Genomic DNA, 16,635 nt, shown 5'->3' on the forward strand with positions numbered 1-16,635 from the left:
AGCGAGCTTGTCATCCCGGCGCGCGGATGCGGCCGGGATGACGGGCAGGGGATCAGGCCGCCTGGGCCGGAGCGAGCACCGGCCGGGTGGCGGCGGCTTCCTCGACCATGGCGACGACCTGGGCGCGGCGAGCGCCGGCCAGGGGCAGGCGGGGCATGCGCACGCGCTCGGAACCGCGGCCCATGATCTCCTCGGCCAGCTTGATCGACTGGACGAGGTCGTGCTCGGCGTCGAGGTGCAGCAGCGGCATGAACCACTGATAGATGCGGCGAGCCGTCTCCAGGTCGCCGGCGTCGACGGCCGCGACCAGGGCCACCGATTCCTGCGGGAAGGCGCTGGTCAGGCCCGAGACCCAACCCTTGGCGCCCAGAAGCAGGCCTTCCAGGGCCACGTCGTCGAGACCGGCCATCAGGATGAAGCGGTCGCCGAAGGCGCGCGCCAGGTCGGTGAAGCGGCGGGTGTCGGGCGCGCTTTCCTTGACCGCCACGACGGTCGGCTCGTCGGCCAGACGCTCGAGCACGCCCAGGCTGATGGCGGCGCGGTAGGCCGGCGGGTTGTTATAGAGCATGATCGGCAGGCTCGAGGCCCGGGCGACCGTGCGGAAGTGGGCTTCCAGTTCGGCTTCGGTCGGCACGTAGACCATGGCCGGCAGCGCCATCAGGGCGTTGGCGCCGATGGTTTCGGCGTCCTTGGCGAAGGCGGCGGCGCGGGGCGTGGTCAGTTCCGAGCAGCCGACGATGATCGGCACGCGGCCGGCCACGACCTCGACCGCGGCCTTGAGCAGGCTGCGCTTTTCGTCGGCTTCCAGCGAGTTGTTCTCGCCGCAGGTGCCGAGCACGACCAGGCCGTGCACGCCGTCGCGGACGAGATTGTCCAGCACCGTCTGGCTGGCGTCGTAATCGATCGTAAGATCGGGCTTGAACTGAGTGGTGGCGGCGGGAAAGACCCCCGACCAACGCATGGAACTCATAGTGCTTGCGCCTCCTGCTGATTTGTCTACCGTATACGATATTAAGTGTGAGGGTAAAGCCCGACTATGAAGTCAGCGGGAACGGCGGTCGTTGGAGGGGGGATCGTGGGCACGGTCTGCGCCCTGGCCCTGCGGCGTGCGGGCGAGGACGTGCTGCTCATCGATCCGCGCCGTGATCCTCCGCCCGCATCCTATGGCAACGCCGGTCACATCGCGGTCGAACAGGTCGAGCCGCTGGCTTCGCCGGCCGCCCTGGCCTCGGCCCCGCGCCGGCTGTTCGCCCTGGGCGGCGCCTTGGATTTCCGCCTCGCCGACGCGGCGACCTGGCTTCCCTGGGCAGCGCGCTACATGCGCGCCTGCACGCCCGAGGGGGCGGCGCGCGGCCGGGCCGCGCTCGGCGGCCTGCTGTCCGACGCCCTGCCGGCCTGGAAGCGGCTGGCGGCGTCGGTCGAACGGCCCGACCTCGTCCTTGAGCAAGGCCACGTCGTGGTCTGGGAAAGTCCGGAGAGCGCCCGCAAGGGCATGACGGCCTGGAGCGCGGCCGACATCGGCCAGGCGCGCCTCTCGCCGCTGGACGAGCCGACCCTGCGCCGCGTCGCCCGGCAGGTGGCGACGCCCCTGGCGGGCGGGGCGCGATTCGAGGGCTCGGCCCAGGTCAGCGACCCGGGACAGGTGCTGAAGCTGCTCGGCGAGGCGTTCGAGGCTCTGGGCGGCCGGCGGCTGACCGCCAGCGTGGAGCGCCTGGCGCGGCGCGGCGCGGGGGCCGAGGTCGTGCTGGCCGGCGGCGAGCGCGTGGCCGCGGGCCGGATCCTGGTCACGGGCGGCGTCGGTTCGGGCGTGCTGATGCGCGGTCTTGGCCATGTCGCTCCGATCATCGCCGAGCGAGGCTATCATCTGGAAGGAAAAGCGGGCGACTGGAGCGGTTTGCCGCCGGTGGTGTTCGAGGATCGCTCATTGATCCTGACTCGCTTCGGCGATCGCCTGCGAGCGGCCAGCTTCGTCGAATTCTGCCGCGAGGGCTCCCCGCCTGATTCCATGAAGTGGGATCGCCTGCGCGCTCACCTGACGGCGCTCGGGATCAAGCTGGGCGGCGATGTCGCCCAATGGTCGGGCGCCCGGCCCACCTTGCCCGACTATCTGCCGGCCATCGGCGCCAGTGCGAGGGCCGACAATTTCTATTATGCCTTCGGGCATCAGCACCTGGGCCTGACCCTGGCGGCGACCACCGGCGAGATCGTGGCGCGGCTGATGGGCGGGGAGGCCGTGGAGCTTTCCCCTTTCGACATCGACCGGTTCGCGGCCGGCAAAGGCAAGACGAGGACGACAGCATGACCCTGGGCGTGGGCGGATCGACCATGGCCGCCGAACTGGCCGGCCTTTCGCCGCGCGCCGGCCGACCGCCGGCGATCGCGGCCGCCGAGTACGAGGCCCGTCTGGAGAAGGCGAGGGGGCTGACCCGCGCGCTGGGCGCCGACGCCCTGCTGATCGGGACCGGCGCGTCCCTGCGCTATTTCACCGGCGTGCCGTGGGGCGCGACCGAGCGACTGGTCGCCCTGCTCCTGCCGGTGCACGGCGCGCCGCTGATGATCTGCCCGGGCTTCGAGCTGGGCTCGCTGCAGGCCGACCTGAAGATCGAGGTCGAGATCCGCCTGTGGCAGGAGCACGAAAGCCCCGCCGCCCTGGTCGCCCGTTCGCTGGCGGACGTCGGCGTCGAGACGCTGGCGCTCGATCCGGCCGCGCCGTTCCTGCTCTATTCGTCGCTGAAGACGGTTTCGCCGTCGCTGTCGGTGAAGGACGCCACCGCGGTGGTCGACGGCTGTCGGGGCGTGAAGTCGCCGGCCGAACTGGCCCTGATGCGTTACGCCAAGGCCATCACCCTGGATGTCCATCGCCGCGCCGGCGCGGTGCTGGCGCCGGGCGTGCGGGCCAGCGAGGTCAAGCGCTTCATCGACGAGGCCCATCGCGCCGCGAGCGGCGGCGGCTCGACCTTCTGCGCGGTCCAGTTCGGCGAGGCCACGGCCTATCCGCACGGCCTGCCCGGCGACCAGGAGCTGGCGCAGGGCGATCTGGTGCTGATCGACACCGGCTGCCAGGTCGAGGGCTATCAGGCCGACATCACCCGCACCTATGTGTTCGGCGAGCCGGGCGAGGAGCACCGCAGGATCTGGGATATCGAGCACGAGGCCCAGGCGGCCGCCTTCGACGCGGTGAGGCCCGGCCTGCCGTGCGAGGTGATCGACACCGTCGCTCGCCAGGTGCTGGAGCGTCACGGCCTGGGTCCCGACTACGCCCTGCCGGGCCTGCCGCACCGCACCGGCCACGGCATCGGCCTGTCGATCCACGAGGGACCCTATCTGGTGCGCGGCGATTCCACGCCGCTGGCGCCGGGCATGTGCTTCTCCAACGAGCCGATGATCGTGATCCCGGGCCGCTTCGGCGTGCGCCTGGAGGACCACTTCCATGTCACCGAGGACGGCGCGGCCTGGTTCACGCCGCCGTCGCCGTCGATCGACGACCCGTTCGGCCTGAAGGCCGCCGGGGGAGACCACCTCAAGATCTGATTTTGGCCGATCTCCGCGACGCCGGGAGGAGGCGGTGCGGGGAGCTTCTCTTTAAAGGGGGATAGAATGAGCTTCTGGACGCGCCGCAAGGCGCTCGACGCGATCGTGGCGATGGATGCGAGCCATAGGCTCAAGCCCACCCTCAGTTGGCCGCACCTGTTGGCGCTGGGGATCGGGGCGATCATCGGCACCGGCATCTACACCCTGACCGGCATCGGGGCCGAGCGGGCCGGACCGGCGGTGATCCTGGCCTTCGCGGCCTGCGGGATCCTGTGCGTGTTCGCCGCGCTCGCCTATGCCGAGGTCGCCACCCTGATCCCGGCCGCCGGCAGCGCCTACACCTACGCCTATTCGGTGCTGGGCGAGGGCCTGGCCTGGATCGTCGGCTGGAGCCTGGTGCTGGAATACGCCGTGACCTGCGCGGCCGTGGCCGTCGGCTGGTCGGGCTACATGGTGGGCCTGCTGAAGAGCGTCGGGATCTTCCTGCCGCAGGAACTGATCGCCGGGCCGCACGCGGGCGGCATCATCAACCTGCCGGCGGTGCTGGTCACCGCGGCGGTGACGGCCCTGCTGGCCAAGGGCGCGCGCGAAAGCGCCACGGTCAACATCGTGCTGGTGGTGATCAAGATCGTCGCGTTGGCGGTGTTCGTGGCCCTGACGATCGGCGCGATCAAGGCGGCCAACTTCCACCCCTTCATGCCCTACGGCTTCGTCTCCCATACCGAGGGCGGCCATCCGCGCGGCGTGATGGCGGCCGCCGCCATCGTGTTCTTCGCCTTCTTCGGCTTTGACGCCGTCTCGACCTCGGCCGAGGAGGTCAAGAACCCCAAGCGCGACCTGACCATCGGCATCATCGGCTCGATGCTGATCTGCACGGTGATCTACATGGTCGTGGCCGCCTGCGCCGTCGGCGCCTGGCCCTATGCCGAGTTCGCGCGCTCGGGCGAGCCGTTGGCCTTCATCCTGCGCTCGCTGCAGCATCCGGTGGCCGCCGTGGGCATCGCCGTCGCCGCCATCCTGGCCCTGCCCAGCGTCATCCTGGTGATGATGTACGGCCAGACCCGGGTGTTCTTCGTGATGGCTCGCGACGGCCTGCTGCCCAAGGCCCTGGGCAAGCTCAACGCCAAGCAGGCTCCGGTGCGCCTGACCCTGATCACCGGCGTCGCCGTGGCCCTGGTCGGCGGCTTTCTGCCGCTGGACCAGATCGCCGAGCTGTCGAACGCCGGCACGCTGCTGGCCTTCATCTGCGTCGCCGTCTGCGTGATGGTGCTGCGCAAGACCCGTCCTGACCTGCCGCGCCTGTTCCGCTGCCCGGCGGTGTGGGTCGTCGCGCCGCTGGCCGTGGTCGGCTGCCTCTACTTCATGATCAGCCTGCCGGTCGGCACCCTGCTGCGCTTTGCGGGCTGGAACGCCATCGGCCTGGTCGTCTACCTCCTCTACAGCCGCCGCACGAGCCTGCTGGCCAAGGGCGTCGACGTCCCGCCGGTCAGTGACGCTGCGTCCTGATTACTGCCCCCAAGCTCGTCATCCCGGCCGAAGCGCGCAGCGCGTAGAGCCGGGACCCAGGCGACTGGGCACCGAGCTTGGGTTCGCCGCTGCTGCGTCGGCCAATACGTTGCGGCCGCCCCTGGGTCCCGGATAAGCGCTACGCGCTTTCCGGGATGACGAAGGGGGAAAGAGAGACCAAAGCCCCGCCGGTCCGTCCGGCGGGGCTTTTTCGTGCGCCATCGCCCAAAGAAAAACGCCGCCGCTGGGAAGCGGCGGCGTCGGCTGGCGGGGGGCGGCCAGCGGGGTAAAGCTATTTCGGACGCAGGACGATCGTCTTGGCCTTGTCGCCCAGCGGCAGGGTGTAGGCGCCGCGCTCGAAGGTGCCTTCCGCCGGGGCGTAGGCCTTGGCGCCGGCGGTGGTGGCCTCGACCAGCAGGCGGGCCGCCGGGGTGGACTTGTCGCCCGCCGCCAGGGTCAGGGTGATCTCGCCGGTGGCCGGGACGTAGGTCGCCGCCTCGATCTTGCCGGCCTCCAGCGTCAGCCAGGCGCCGGCCGGGGCGACGAACAGGCGGGCGCGGGCGCCGTCCCTGGGGACGATCCGCACCGTCCCGCCGTCGGCCTTGACGTCGCCGCCGAAGCCCAGCCAGCCGAAGGTCGGGTCGTTCACCGCATAGGTCGCCGCCGCATAGGCGTGGCCGAAGAAGCCCATGCCGTAGTCGCCGGTCAGCGGATCCCACTTCATCATGTCGGGATAGGAGTGGAAGGCGGCCGAGCCGAAGCCGTCCTGGTCGATGTTGGTGATCCCGCCCATCATGCCGCCGTAGGCCACGCGCAGCAGGTGCAGGTCGGCCGGATCGGCGCGGAAGGCGTCGAACAGCGGCACGGCGTTCAGGGCCGAGCCGTAGTGGTGGATCTGCCGCTCGATGCGCGAATACTTGCCGCCGTAGAGGAAGTCCCAATAGCGACGGGCGTTGCCGTTGTAGCCCCAGCTGGGGATGGTCGGGTCGTAGGCGAGGATCACCTCGCGGGTCTCGTCGGCCTGCGGCTGGTAGCCGAAATAGCGCATCCAGGCATAGACCTCGGGCTGGCCGGTCGAGTCCCAGGCCATCTCGCTGCCGAACGGATAGGGCAGGGTCTTCCAGTGGTCGGCGCGGCCCTTCATCAGGGCCTCGTACTCGGCCGCCTCGGCGGTCATGCCCTCGCGCTTCAGGTCTTTCAGGATGTCGACGAAGACGTCGCCCTCCATCTGGCCGAACTGGGCGTAGTAGGGGGCGTCGCGCATCATCGCCACGGCGGTGATCCGCGCGTGGTCGAGGTACCAGCGCCAGTCGTGGCGGGTGACCAGGCCCTGGTGGTTGCGGGCCAGGCGGTAGAGCACCCAGTGGCCGATGGCGACGTGCGGATAGTTGTAGGACCGGCCGAGATCCCCGGCGTCCTTCTTCGACCACGAGGTCCAGGAGCGCCAGTCGATCTTGGGGTCGTAGTAGTTGGGCAGCTCGTCGGGCTGGTAGTAGAACAGGCTCTTCTTGACCGCCCCGGCCTGCGGGCCGTCGGCGACCTGCAGGTTGCCGACCACGGTCTCGTCGACCATGCGCTCCAGCCGGTCGACCTCGCCCGCGTCGGGGTTGTCGAGCTGCTTCATGATCGCCGCCACCCAGGCGCCGGCGCCGCCTTCGTCGCTCATGCCCGCGACCCAGACCCGCGAGTCCTGGGTGACGATCTTGTCGGTCTCGCGGTCGTAGCTGAGGATCGCCGGCGAGCGGCCGAACGGGTCGGCCTTGTCGTCGAACCACTGGCGGGTGGCGGAGAAGCGGCCGAGATCGGCCATGGTCTGTTCGAGCGGCTTGGTGATGAAGTAGCTGACCGTCTGCACCTGGCCGTCGCCATAGGTGATCGACAGGGTCGCGCGGCCCCAGCCCGAGGCCTTCACGTCATAGCGCGCCCAGCCCTTGCCTTCGCCTGACGGCGTGGCGGCCAGGGCGCCGGCCGGGAAGCTCTCGACCTTGGCGACCTTGGAGGGCGATTTCAGGAACAGCGAGCCCTGCTGGTCGGTGGGCAGCACGTAGCCGGGCACGCCCACAGCGACGGGCCGCTTGTAGGCGACCAGGGTGTCCTCGATGGCGCGGATGGAGGGCGAGGCCACGAAGCGCACGCCGATCTCGCGCTTTTCGCCCGGCTGCAGGGTGACGCTGGTGGGCGTGTTCCACTGCTCGCCGGCGTTCTTCCATTCCTTCTCGGCGAAGCCCAGGCTGGCGACGGTCCAGTCGTAGAAGCCCTCGGCGGTCTGGCCGCGCTGGGTCTTGTCGGTGAGGATGTCGCCGTCGCCGCGCGTGGCGCGCGCCTCGCGGATCGGGCGATAGGCCTCCAGCGGCGTGCCCTTCTCGGGCAGCACCAGCAGGGCCGGACCCTTGCCGTTCAGGCGGGTCACCTGCAGGTAGCCGGCGTCGCGGCCGATATAGGGATCGACGAAGCTGGCCTGGGCGTGGGCCTCCTCCAGCGAGCGGTCGGTGATGATGTTGTCGAACACCATCGGCAGGCCCAGGCCCCCGATCTCCAGCGGCGTCTTGCCGGTGTTGACCAGGGTGAAGCGCAGGGCCAGCACGCCGTTGTCGTTGACCCAGCGGCGCTCGACGCGCACTGGCGCGCCGTCGCCCAGCGAGGCGGTGATGTCGGCCGCGGCCAGCACCGCGCCGCCGGCCTTCAGGGCGCGGATCGGCTTGCGGGCGTGGGCCGAGCTGAAGTCGCGCCAAGTTCCGCCGGCTTCACGCACGCGCAGATGGATATCGCCGATGTGGACATAGCCGCTTTCGGCGCGTTCGGCCTCGCGGGCGCCGGGCGTGAAGTCGAAGGCCGTCTCGCCCAGGGGCGACAGGCGCGCCAGCGTCTGGGTGTCGGTCCGCAGGTCCAGCTGGAACTGCTTGGTCCGATAGGCCGTCTTGGCGATCGGCGGGAAGACCTTCTTTTCTTCCTTGGGCGGCTCTTGCGCGAAGGCCGTCATCGGGACGGGCAGGGCCGCGGAGGCGCCGGCGAGCAGCAGCAGGGCCAGGGAGAGGGGGCGTGCGTTTTTCATCTTATGCCTCATCGCGAGACCGGAGCCGAAACGGGAGCCGTCGCCGTGGTCAGGGGCGGCGGGGCTTCGTCGAGCAGGTTGCGGGTGAAGTAGTCGCGCAGCTTCTTGTGGAAGAAGGGCTGGCCGACGGCGTGGGTGGTGTTGGGCAGGATCACGAGGTCGACGTCGCGGCCGGCCTTGATCAGGGCCTGGGCCAGGCGAAGGCTCTCGGTGACCGGCACGTTGTCGTCGATGTCGCCGTGGACCAGCAGCAGCTTGCCCTGCAGGCCGCCCGCGACCGACATGTTGGAGTTGCGCTCCCAGGTGGCCTCGTCGGCCAGGCCCATCGAGACTTCCGGCCACCAGGCCTTGTCCAGGCGCAGGTCGTGGTTGCCCGACGAGGCGACGGCGACCTTGAAGAACTCCGGACGGCGCAGCACGAAGCGGGCGGCGTCGTAGCCGCCGGCCGAGCCGCCGTAGACGCCGACCCTGGTCGCGTCCATCTCGGGATGCTTGGCCGCCATCTGCTTGATCATGGCGATGTGGTCGTCGAGGCCGACCTCGCCGAGGTTCTGGTAGGCGGGCAGGCGGAAGGCCTGGCCCCGGCGCGAGGTGCCGCGGCCGTCGATCATCACCACGATCGCGCCGATCTGGGCGACGCTGTTGCCGCCGGCCAGGACGCTTTCGCTCCACTCGACCGGCACCTGGGTGGTGGTCGGGCCGGTATAGACGTTGTCGATCACCGGATAGCGCCGCTTGGGATCGTAACCGGCCGGGCGGAAGATCATGCCGTAGAGCGGCGTCTTGCCGTCGGCCGCCACGCCCTGGAACGGCTCGGGCGGGGTGTAGCCGGCGGCGGCCAGGGCGCTGGCGTCGGCGCGGCCCAGCTCCAGCACGATCTTTCCGTCGGTCGTGTCGCGCAGCACGGTGCGGGTCGGCTGGGTCGGGCTCGACATGGCGTCGACGAACCAGCGGCCGTCCGGCGAGACGCGGGTGTCGTGGTCCAGCGGTTCGGGCGTCAGCAGGCGCGGCGCGGCGCCGTCCAGGCCGGTGCGATAGAGGGCGCGGTCGTAAGGGTTGCGGTCGGCCTCGCGTCCGACGCCGGTCAGCACCAGGCTCTTGGCCGCCGGATCGATGTGCTCGATCGACAGGACTTCCCAATTGCCGCTCGTCAGGGCCGCGCCGCCGTTGGGGGCGTCGGGCTTGACCAGATAGAGCTGGGCCCAGCCCGAGCGTTCGGAGATCACCAGTTCGCCGCCCAGCTCCGGCTGGGGCTGGATCTGGGTGGAGGTCACGGTGACGATCGGCTTGACCGCCTCGCGCGCCACCACAGTGGCCGCGCCGGTCTTCGGATCTGCCGAATAGACGACGAGCTGGCCATAGCCGCGCTCGGTCCACTGCACGCGGACGTGGTCGCCGATCCAGCCGAGGTCCGGATCGGCCGGATAGAGCAGCGACTCGCTGGGGATCTGCAGAGGGACCAGCTTGGCCTTGCCGTCCTTGAAGGCCTGCTCGACGTCGATCACCAGCCGCGTGGCCTGCGGCAGCACCTTGGCGCCGGCCAGCGGGTAGACGTAGGCGAAGCTGCGCGGATAGAGGCCGCCGGGGTTCTGCTGGGTGATCGACAGGCGCTCGACGCCGCGGGTGTCCAGACGCCAGGTCAGGATCCTGGAGCCGTCGGGCGACCAGCGCACCGAGACCGGCATGTCCGGCTCTTCCTTGCCGGCCTTCAGGATGTCGGCCAGTTGCGGGATGCCGCGACCATAGGGCTGTTCGCGCACGCCGTCGGTGGTGAGCGCGACCTCGCGGCCGGTCTTCAGCTCGCGGGCGAAGAGGTTGAAGTCGCGGGCGACGATCTCGAAACGGCCGTCGGGCGACAGGCCCGGGTTCCATTCCGCTTCGTGCGTTTCGGAAAGCTCGCCCTTGGCCGACAGGCTCCAGCGCTTGCCCTGGGCGTCGAAGGAAAGGGCGCCGCCGGCGGTGTCGTAGGCCAGGCGGCCCAGCCACAGACCGTCGGCCGGGACGGGCTTGCCTAGGGCTGCCGACAGCTTGGCGGCCAGGGCGCGGTCGTCGGTCAGGACACGGTCCTGCTTGCTTGCCAGATCGACGAAGCGGACCGACCGCTCGCCCGCCTTGCCCTTCAGATAGAGCAGGCCCTTGCCGTCGTCGGTGAAGGCGGGCTGTAGGTCGGCGTCGACGATCAGCTTGGCCAGGTTCTGGCGAAGGAAGGCGTCGGCCTTCCGATAGCGCTCGGCGATCGGCGGCTGGGGGGAGGGGGCGGTCGCGGTCGAAGCGGGCTTGGTGGTCGCGGCGGTGGAGATCGTCGGGGCGCACAGCGCCAGGACGGCGCCCGCCGTCATCCACAAGGTCGCCCGTCGCGGCATGCGCGTCGTCGTTAGCAAGGATCACCCCCATTTCGCTTCGTTGCAGAAACGACGGTCGGCGATGCGTCGTCAAGAAAATTATACGATATATGATCAGACTTTTTAGTTTTGCCGCGCTTCGTTCACGGCATGGAAGGTTGGCCTAAGCATGACGTCGGAGGCCTCTTGGTCGGCGGGTCTGGTCGGAGTTTTCACATCCATTCAACCAAGCTGAGGCGAGCCGGCCAAGGCGCTGATCGGCCTGCATGAATAGAGGCCTGGGCGTGCCTCGTCCGCAGGCTCCGCCATGTAGGCGAGGCGTCTTTCGGCCAAGCTTTCCCGATCCCGGCAAATCAGGTGATTGACCTTCGAAAATATGTCTGACTTATTTCGTATACCGTATTAAGTTTGGGGGTGCTTCGATGTCCGCTAGCCGCCGGGATTTGCTGCTCGCCACCGCCGCCGTGATGGCGGCCGTGCAGCCGATGCGCGCCTTCGCCGCCACCGGTAAGGGGCCGGCCGTACCGGCCAAGGCCGCGCCGCTGCCGCTTTCCGACGTGCGGCTGCTGCCGTCCGACTTCGCGACCGCGGTCGAGGTCAACCACGCCTATCTGCTGCGCCTCAGCCCCGACCGGCTGCTGCACAACTTCATGATCTTCGCCGGCCTGCCCGCCAAGGGCGAAATCTACGGCGGCTGGGAGTCCGACACCATCGCCGGCCACACCCTGGGCCACTACATGAGCGCCCTGGTGCTGACCTGGCAGCAGACCGGCGACGCCGAATGCCGCCGCCGCGCCGACTACATCGTTTCCGAACTGGCCCAGGCCCAGGCCAAGCGCGGCACCGGCTACGTCGGCGCCTTGCAGCGCAAGCGCAAGGACGGGACCGTCGTCGACGGCGAGGAGATCTTCGCCGAGGTAATGAAGGGCGACATCCGCTCGGGCGGCTTTGACCTCAATGGCTCCTGGTCGCCGCTCTATACGGTGCACAAGCTGTTCGCCGGCCTGCTCGACATTCACGCCGCCTGGGGCAACGCCCAGGCCCTGCAGGTCGTGACCGGCCTGGGCGCCTATTTCGAGAAGGTGTTCGCCGCCCTCGACGACGCCCAGATGCAGACCCTGCTGGGCTGCGAATATGGCGGCCTGAACGAGAGCTACGCCGAGCTCTACGCCCGCACCAAGGACGCCCGCTGGCTGGTCGTGGCCGAGCGCATCTATGACCGCAAGGTCCTGGATCCGCTGGCCGCGCAAGAGGACAAGCTGGCCAACTTCCACGCCAACACCCAGGTGCCCAAGCTGATCGGCCTGGGCCGGCTCTACGAGCTGACCGGCAAGGAGAAGGACGCCACCGCCGCGCGGTTCTTCTGGCAAACCGTGACCCAGCACCACAGCTATGTCATCGGCGGTAACGCCGACCGCGAGTACTTCTCGTCGCCCGACAGCATCGCCGACCACATCACCGAGCAGACCTGCGAGCACTGCAACACCTACAACATGCTCAAGCTGACCCGGCAGCTCTACAGCTGGAAGCCGGACGGCTCGCTGTTCGACTACTACGAGCGCGCACATCTCAACCACGTGATGGCGGCGCAGAACCCCAAGACCGGCGGCTTCACCTACATGACGCCGCTGATGACCGGGTCGACGCGCGGCTTCTCGACCACCGACGACGACGCCTTCTGGTGCTGCGTCGGCAGCGGCATGGAGAGCCACGCCAAGCACGGCGAGTCGATCTTCTGGGAAGGCGAGGGGACCCTGCTGGTCAACCTCTACATCCCGGCCGACGCCCAGTGGAAGGCGCGCGGCGCGGCCCTCAAGCTCGAAACCCTCTATCCGTTCGAGCCGGAAAGCCGTCTGACCCTGAGCAAGCTGGCCAAGCCCGGCCGCTTCACCATCGCGCTGCGCGTGCCCGGCTGGGCCGCCGGCAAGGCCGTGGTCAGCGTCAACGACGAGGCGGTGACGCCGGTGCTGTCCGGCGGCTACGCCCTGGTCGAGCGCAAGTGGAAGGCCGGCGACGTGGTTTCCATCGCCCTGCCGCTCGACCTGCGGCTGGAAGCGGCGCCGGGCGATCCCAACACCGTCGCCTTCCTGCGCGGCCCCATGGTGCTGGCCGCCGACCTTGGTCCCGGCGAAGCCGAATGGAACAGCGCCGATCCGGCCATGGTCGGGACCGACCTGCTGGCCGGCTTCAAGCCGGTCGAGCCGAAGAAGGCGCTCTACGCCGTCGACGGCGTGTCGCGGCCGGGCGCCCTGAGCTTCGCGCCGTTCTACAGCCAGTACGAGCGTCGCAGCGCCGTCTACTTCAAGCGCTTCACCGAGGCTTCGTGGAAGACCGAGGAAGCCGCCTTCCTGGCCGACCAGGCCAAGGCCCGCGACATCGCCGCCCGTTCGGTCGACGTCATGCACCTGGGCGAGATGCAGCCCGAGCGCGACCACAACCTGACCTCGGACATCTCCTATCCGGTCAGCTATCGCGGCCGTAACGGCCGCGACGCTCGCTCCGGCGGCTTCTTCGAGTTCGACATGAAGGTGCGGGCCGGGGCGCTGGTGCTTCAGGCCACCTATTGGGGCGGCGAGCGCGCGCGCACCTTCGACATCCTGGTCGACGGGACCAAGGTGGCTACCCAGGTCCTCGACAACGACCGTCCGGGCAAGTTCTTCGACGTCGAGTACCCGCTGGCCGAGGCCCTGACCAAGGGCAAGACCAGCGTGAAGGTGCGCTTCGTCCCCAAGGAGCGTTCGAGCGCCGGGCCGGTGTTCGGCGTGCGGGTGTTCAGCGCCAAGCCGGCGGCCACGGCATGAACCGGCGCGGTTTGATGTTCTCCGGCGCGGCCGTGCTTGGCCTCGCCGCGGCACCGGCCTGGGCGGTTCCCGCCGCTGGTTCGGCCGACAAGCGGTTCGAGGCGATCTACACCGCCGAGTACGACTGGCGGGTCAGCCAGGCCGCGCCGGACGAGGACAACCCCAACGCCCCCAAGCGGCTGCCCGATGTCGGGCCGGCCGTGCAGGCCGCGCGCCTGAAGCGCTGGACCGAGGTGTCGAGCCAGCTCGCCGCCCTGCCGGTGGCCCAGCTGTCGGTGCAGAACAAGATCAACTTCGCCGTCTACAAGGGCCAGATCGACGCCCTGCTGGCCGAGCAGAAGTACCGCGAGTACGAAAAGCCGCTCAGCGCCGACACCAGCTTCTGGGGCGACGTGGCCGAGTGGTCGCGCGGGTCGTTCCGCACCGAAGAGGACTACCGCAACTACATCGCCATGCTGCGCGAGATCCCGCGCTACTACGGCCAGCAGATCGTCAACATGCGCAGCGGCGTGAAGCGCGGCTTCACGGCGGCCAAGATAACCCTGCAAGGCCGCGACGCCGGCGTCGTCCTGGCGGCCGAGGCCAAGACCCCGCAGGATTCGCCGTTCTATGCGCCGTTCAAGACCATGCCGACGGTGATCCCCGCGGCGGTCCAGGCCGAGCTTCGCAGCCAAGCGGCCGAGGCCATCACCAAGGATGTCACCCCGGCCCATGCCGCCCTGCTGACCTTCCTGCGCAACGAATACATCCCCGGCGCGCGGACCTCGCTGGCCGCCTACGACCTGCCGGACGGCAAGGCCTACTACCAGTCCAAGATCGTCGAATTCACCACCACCGACCATACGCCCGACGAGATCCACGCCATCGGTCTTGCGGAAGTGGCCAAGATCCGAGGCCGGATGCTCGAGGTCATGAAGGAGGTCGGCTTCCAGGGCGACCTGGCGGCCTTCCTGACCTATCTGCGCACCGATCCGAAGTTCTACGCCAAGACCCCGCAGGAGCTGCTCAACCGCGCCGCCTGGATCGCCAAGACCTTCGACGGCAAGGCCAGCCAGTGGTTCGGCCGCCTGCCGCGCAGCCGTTTCGCCATCAAGCCCGTGCCCGACGAGATCGCGCCGTTCTACACCGGGGGCCGGGGCGGGCCGGGCATCTACCTGGTCAATACCTACGACCTGCCGTCGCGCCCGCTCTATTCGCAGGTCGCCCTGACCCTGCACGAAAGCGCGCCAGGCCACGCCTTCCAGATGCCGCTGGCGGCCGAGAACAAGGACCTGCCGGCCTTCCGCCGCGACACCTACCTGTCGGTCTACGGCGAGGGCTGGGCGCTCTACTGCGAGGCGCTGGGCGAGGACATGGGCATGTACGAGACGCCCTACGACCGCTTCGGCATGCTCAGCTATCAGATGTGGCGGGCCGCGCGCCTGGTGGTCGACACCGGGCTCCATGCCAAGGGCTGGACCCGCGAGCAGGCCCGCCAGTACCTGCACGACAACACCGCGATGGGCGACCACGAGATCGGCACCGAGGTCGATCGCTACATCGCCTGGCCGGGCCAGGCGCTGTCCTACTACATGGGCATGCTGGCCTTCGTGGAGGGCCGGGCCCGCGCCGAGAAGGCCCTGGGGCCGAAGTTCAACATCCGCGCCTTCCACGACGCCGTGCTCGAGATCGGCTCGGCGCCGATCCCGGTGATTCAGGCCCGCATCGACCAGCTGATCGCCGATGGCGGCAAGGGGCCCTATCCCGATGAGGAATGAGTTGAAGCGCGCCCTGGTCGCGGGCGCGGCCCTGCTGCTGTCGCCCGTTGCCGCCTGCGCGGCCGGTCCGGAAAAGGTGCACGCCCCGGGCAACCCGATCCTGGCCGACGGCCGCTACTACTCGACCGATCCGGCCCCGGTGGTCGACGGCGATACGCTGTGGATCCTGGCCGGCCGCGACGAGGCGCCTGCCGACGTCAACGACTTCATCATGAACGAGTGGCAGTTGCTGGCCACCAAGGACCCGGCGTCCGGCGACTGGCTGCACTATCCGGCCATCGCCAAGCCGCAGGCCGTGTTCAAGTGGGCCGAGGAAGGCCGCGCCTATGCCGGCCAGATCGTCAAAGGGCGTGACGGCAAGTTCTATCTCTATGCGCCCGTGCTGCAGGCCGGTGGAAACGCCAGGGACCGCTTCGCCATCGGCGTGGCCGTGGCCGACAGCATGACCGGCCCGTGGGTGGACGCCCATCCGTCCGGCCCGATCATCTCGCAGACCACGCCGGTCGCCAACGACATCCAGAACATCGACCCCACTGTGCTGATCGACGACGACGGCCGGGTCTACATCTACTGGGGCACGTTCGGGCAGCTGCGCGGCATGGAGCTGGCCGCCGACATGATCACGCCCAAGGGGCCTGAGGTGAAGGTCGAGGGGCTGACCGGCTTCTTCGAGGCCCCGTGGCTGATGAAGCGCAAGGGCGTCTACTACATGCTCTACGCCGGCAACCGCGCGGGGCCGAAGTCGGACTGCACGCCGGCCGTCTATCACGCCTGCATCGCCTACGGCACGGCGAGCTCGCCGCTGGGACCGTGGACCTATCGCGGCGTGATGCTGGGTCCGGTGTCGTCGACGACCTCGCACTCGGGCGCGGTGGAGTTCAAGGGCCGCTGGTACATGGCCTACCACACCGCCGACGCGGCGGGCGGCGGCCACTTCCGGCGCAGCGTGGCGCTGGATCCGATCGAGTGGGACGACAGCGTCAGCCCGCCGGCCATCCGCAAACTGATCCCGACCCGCCGTCCGCAAGCCCCGCCGGCCCCGACCCGCAACATCGCCGGCCAGGCGACCGCGGCGGCCTCCAACGAGCCGATCCCCGTCCAGTACTGGATCAAGGCCCTGAACGACGGGATCACCAAGGCCTCGCCCTTGCCGCCCGACACCTGGGGCACCTGGTCGCCGAACAATCCGCCGCGTCAGTGGGTCGAGTACCGCTTCGACGCGCCGGTGACCGTGGACGGCGCCCGCATCTGGTTTTGGGGCGACCAGCCGGCCGGTTCGGGCATTGGCGTCGCCCCGCCCAAGGCTTGGCGCATGGAATACTGGGACGGCGGCTGGAAGCCGGTCGCCGGCGCGACGGGTTTCGGGACCGAGGTCGGCGCCTTCCAGGACGCTAGCTTCGCCCCCGTCACCACCCGCTGCCTGCGGGCGGTGTTCGACGCCTCTTCGGCCGGCGGAACCTACGCCGCCGTCGCCGTCCAGGAGTGGGAGGTGCTGGCGCCCCAGGCGGCAGCTCCCAAGTCCGGCTCGGGCCATGCGCCGCCCTGCGAGGCCGCGCGCTGAGCCGACTCTGGACGATCCGCGCGCCCGGCCGGGCGCGCGGATCGTCTTGACCGATTTATCGAGGCCCTGGCGTCGCGCCGGGCCT

General features: G+C 69.5%; 9 protein-coding genes. 6 read left to right on the top strand and 3 right to left on the bottom strand.

Annotation, left to right across the window (positions count from 1 at the left end; genetic code table 11):
• Positions 1–52 precede the first annotated feature (52 nt).
• Complete coding sequence (locus tag AC07N1_RS11005; RefSeq protein WP_494671842.1) at positions 53–970, bottom strand: dihydrodipicolinate synthase family protein; 918 nt, start codon at positions 968–970, stop codon at positions 53–55.
• Positions 971–1,036: 66 nt separating this feature from the next.
• On the opposite strand from AC07N1_RS11005, the gene AC07N1_RS11010 reads away from it, so the two are divergent.
• From AC07N1_RS11010 to AC07N1_RS11020, 3 genes are all read left to right on the top strand, one after another.
• Complete coding sequence (locus AC07N1_RS11010; RefSeq protein ID WP_494671843.1) at positions 1,037–2,302, top strand: NAD(P)/FAD-dependent oxidoreductase; 1,266 nt, start codon at positions 1,037–1,039, stop codon at positions 2,300–2,302.
• Positions 2,299–3,531, top strand: a complete 1,233-nt coding sequence (locus tag AC07N1_RS11015; protein WP_494671844.1) for a M24 family metallopeptidase — start codon at positions 2,299–2,301, stop codon at positions 3,529–3,531. The genes AC07N1_RS11010 and AC07N1_RS11015 overlap by 4 nt, the downstream gene beginning before the upstream one ends.
• 66 nt (positions 3,532–3,597) lie before the next feature.
• Positions 3,598–5,037, top strand: a complete 1,440-nt coding sequence (locus AC07N1_RS11020) for an amino acid permease (protein ID WP_494671845.1) — start codon at positions 3,598–3,600, stop codon at positions 5,035–5,037.
• Between the two features lie 292 nt (positions 5,038–5,329).
• On the opposite strand, the gene AC07N1_RS11025 is transcribed toward AC07N1_RS11020, so the two are convergent.
• On the bottom strand, positions 5,330–8,089 hold the full coding sequence (locus AC07N1_RS11025; RefSeq protein ID WP_494671846.1) for a DUF5695 domain-containing protein: 2,760 nt from the start codon (positions 8,087–8,089) through the stop codon (positions 5,330–5,332).
• A gap of 8 nt (positions 8,090–8,097) precedes the next feature.
• Positions 8,098–10,428, bottom strand: coding sequence for a S9 family peptidase (locus tag AC07N1_RS11030; RefSeq protein ID WP_494671847.1), 2,331 nt, complete (start codon positions 10,426–10,428; stop codon positions 8,098–8,100).
• Positions 10,429–10,853: 425 nt separating this feature from the next.
• Here AC07N1_RS11030 and AC07N1_RS11035 point away from each other — a divergent pair, with 425 nt between their 5' ends.
• The 3 genes from AC07N1_RS11035 to AC07N1_RS11045 are packed head-to-tail and all read left to right on the top strand — an operon-like array spanning position 10,854 to position 16,550.
• Positions 10,854–13,232 (top strand): beta-L-arabinofuranosidase domain-containing protein, encoded by a 2,379-nt coding sequence (locus tag AC07N1_RS11035; protein ID WP_494671848.1) that lies wholly within the window; start codon positions 10,854–10,856, stop codon positions 13,230–13,232.
• A complete protein-coding gene (locus tag AC07N1_RS11040; RefSeq protein ID WP_494671849.1) occupies positions 13,229–14,989 on the top strand; it encodes a DUF885 domain-containing protein in 1,761 nt (586 codons plus the stop codon). Before AC07N1_RS11035 ends, AC07N1_RS11040 begins: the two co-directional genes overlap by 4 nt.
• Positions 14,979–16,550, top strand: a complete 1,572-nt coding sequence (locus AC07N1_RS11045; protein ID WP_494671850.1) for a family 43 glycosylhydrolase — start codon at positions 14,979–14,981, stop codon at positions 16,548–16,550. Before AC07N1_RS11040 ends, AC07N1_RS11045 begins: the two co-directional genes overlap by 11 nt.
• Positions 16,551–16,635: the final 85 nt, after the last annotated feature.

This window comes from Caulobacter sp. GW821-FHT09B11 (genome assembly GCF_059418205.1).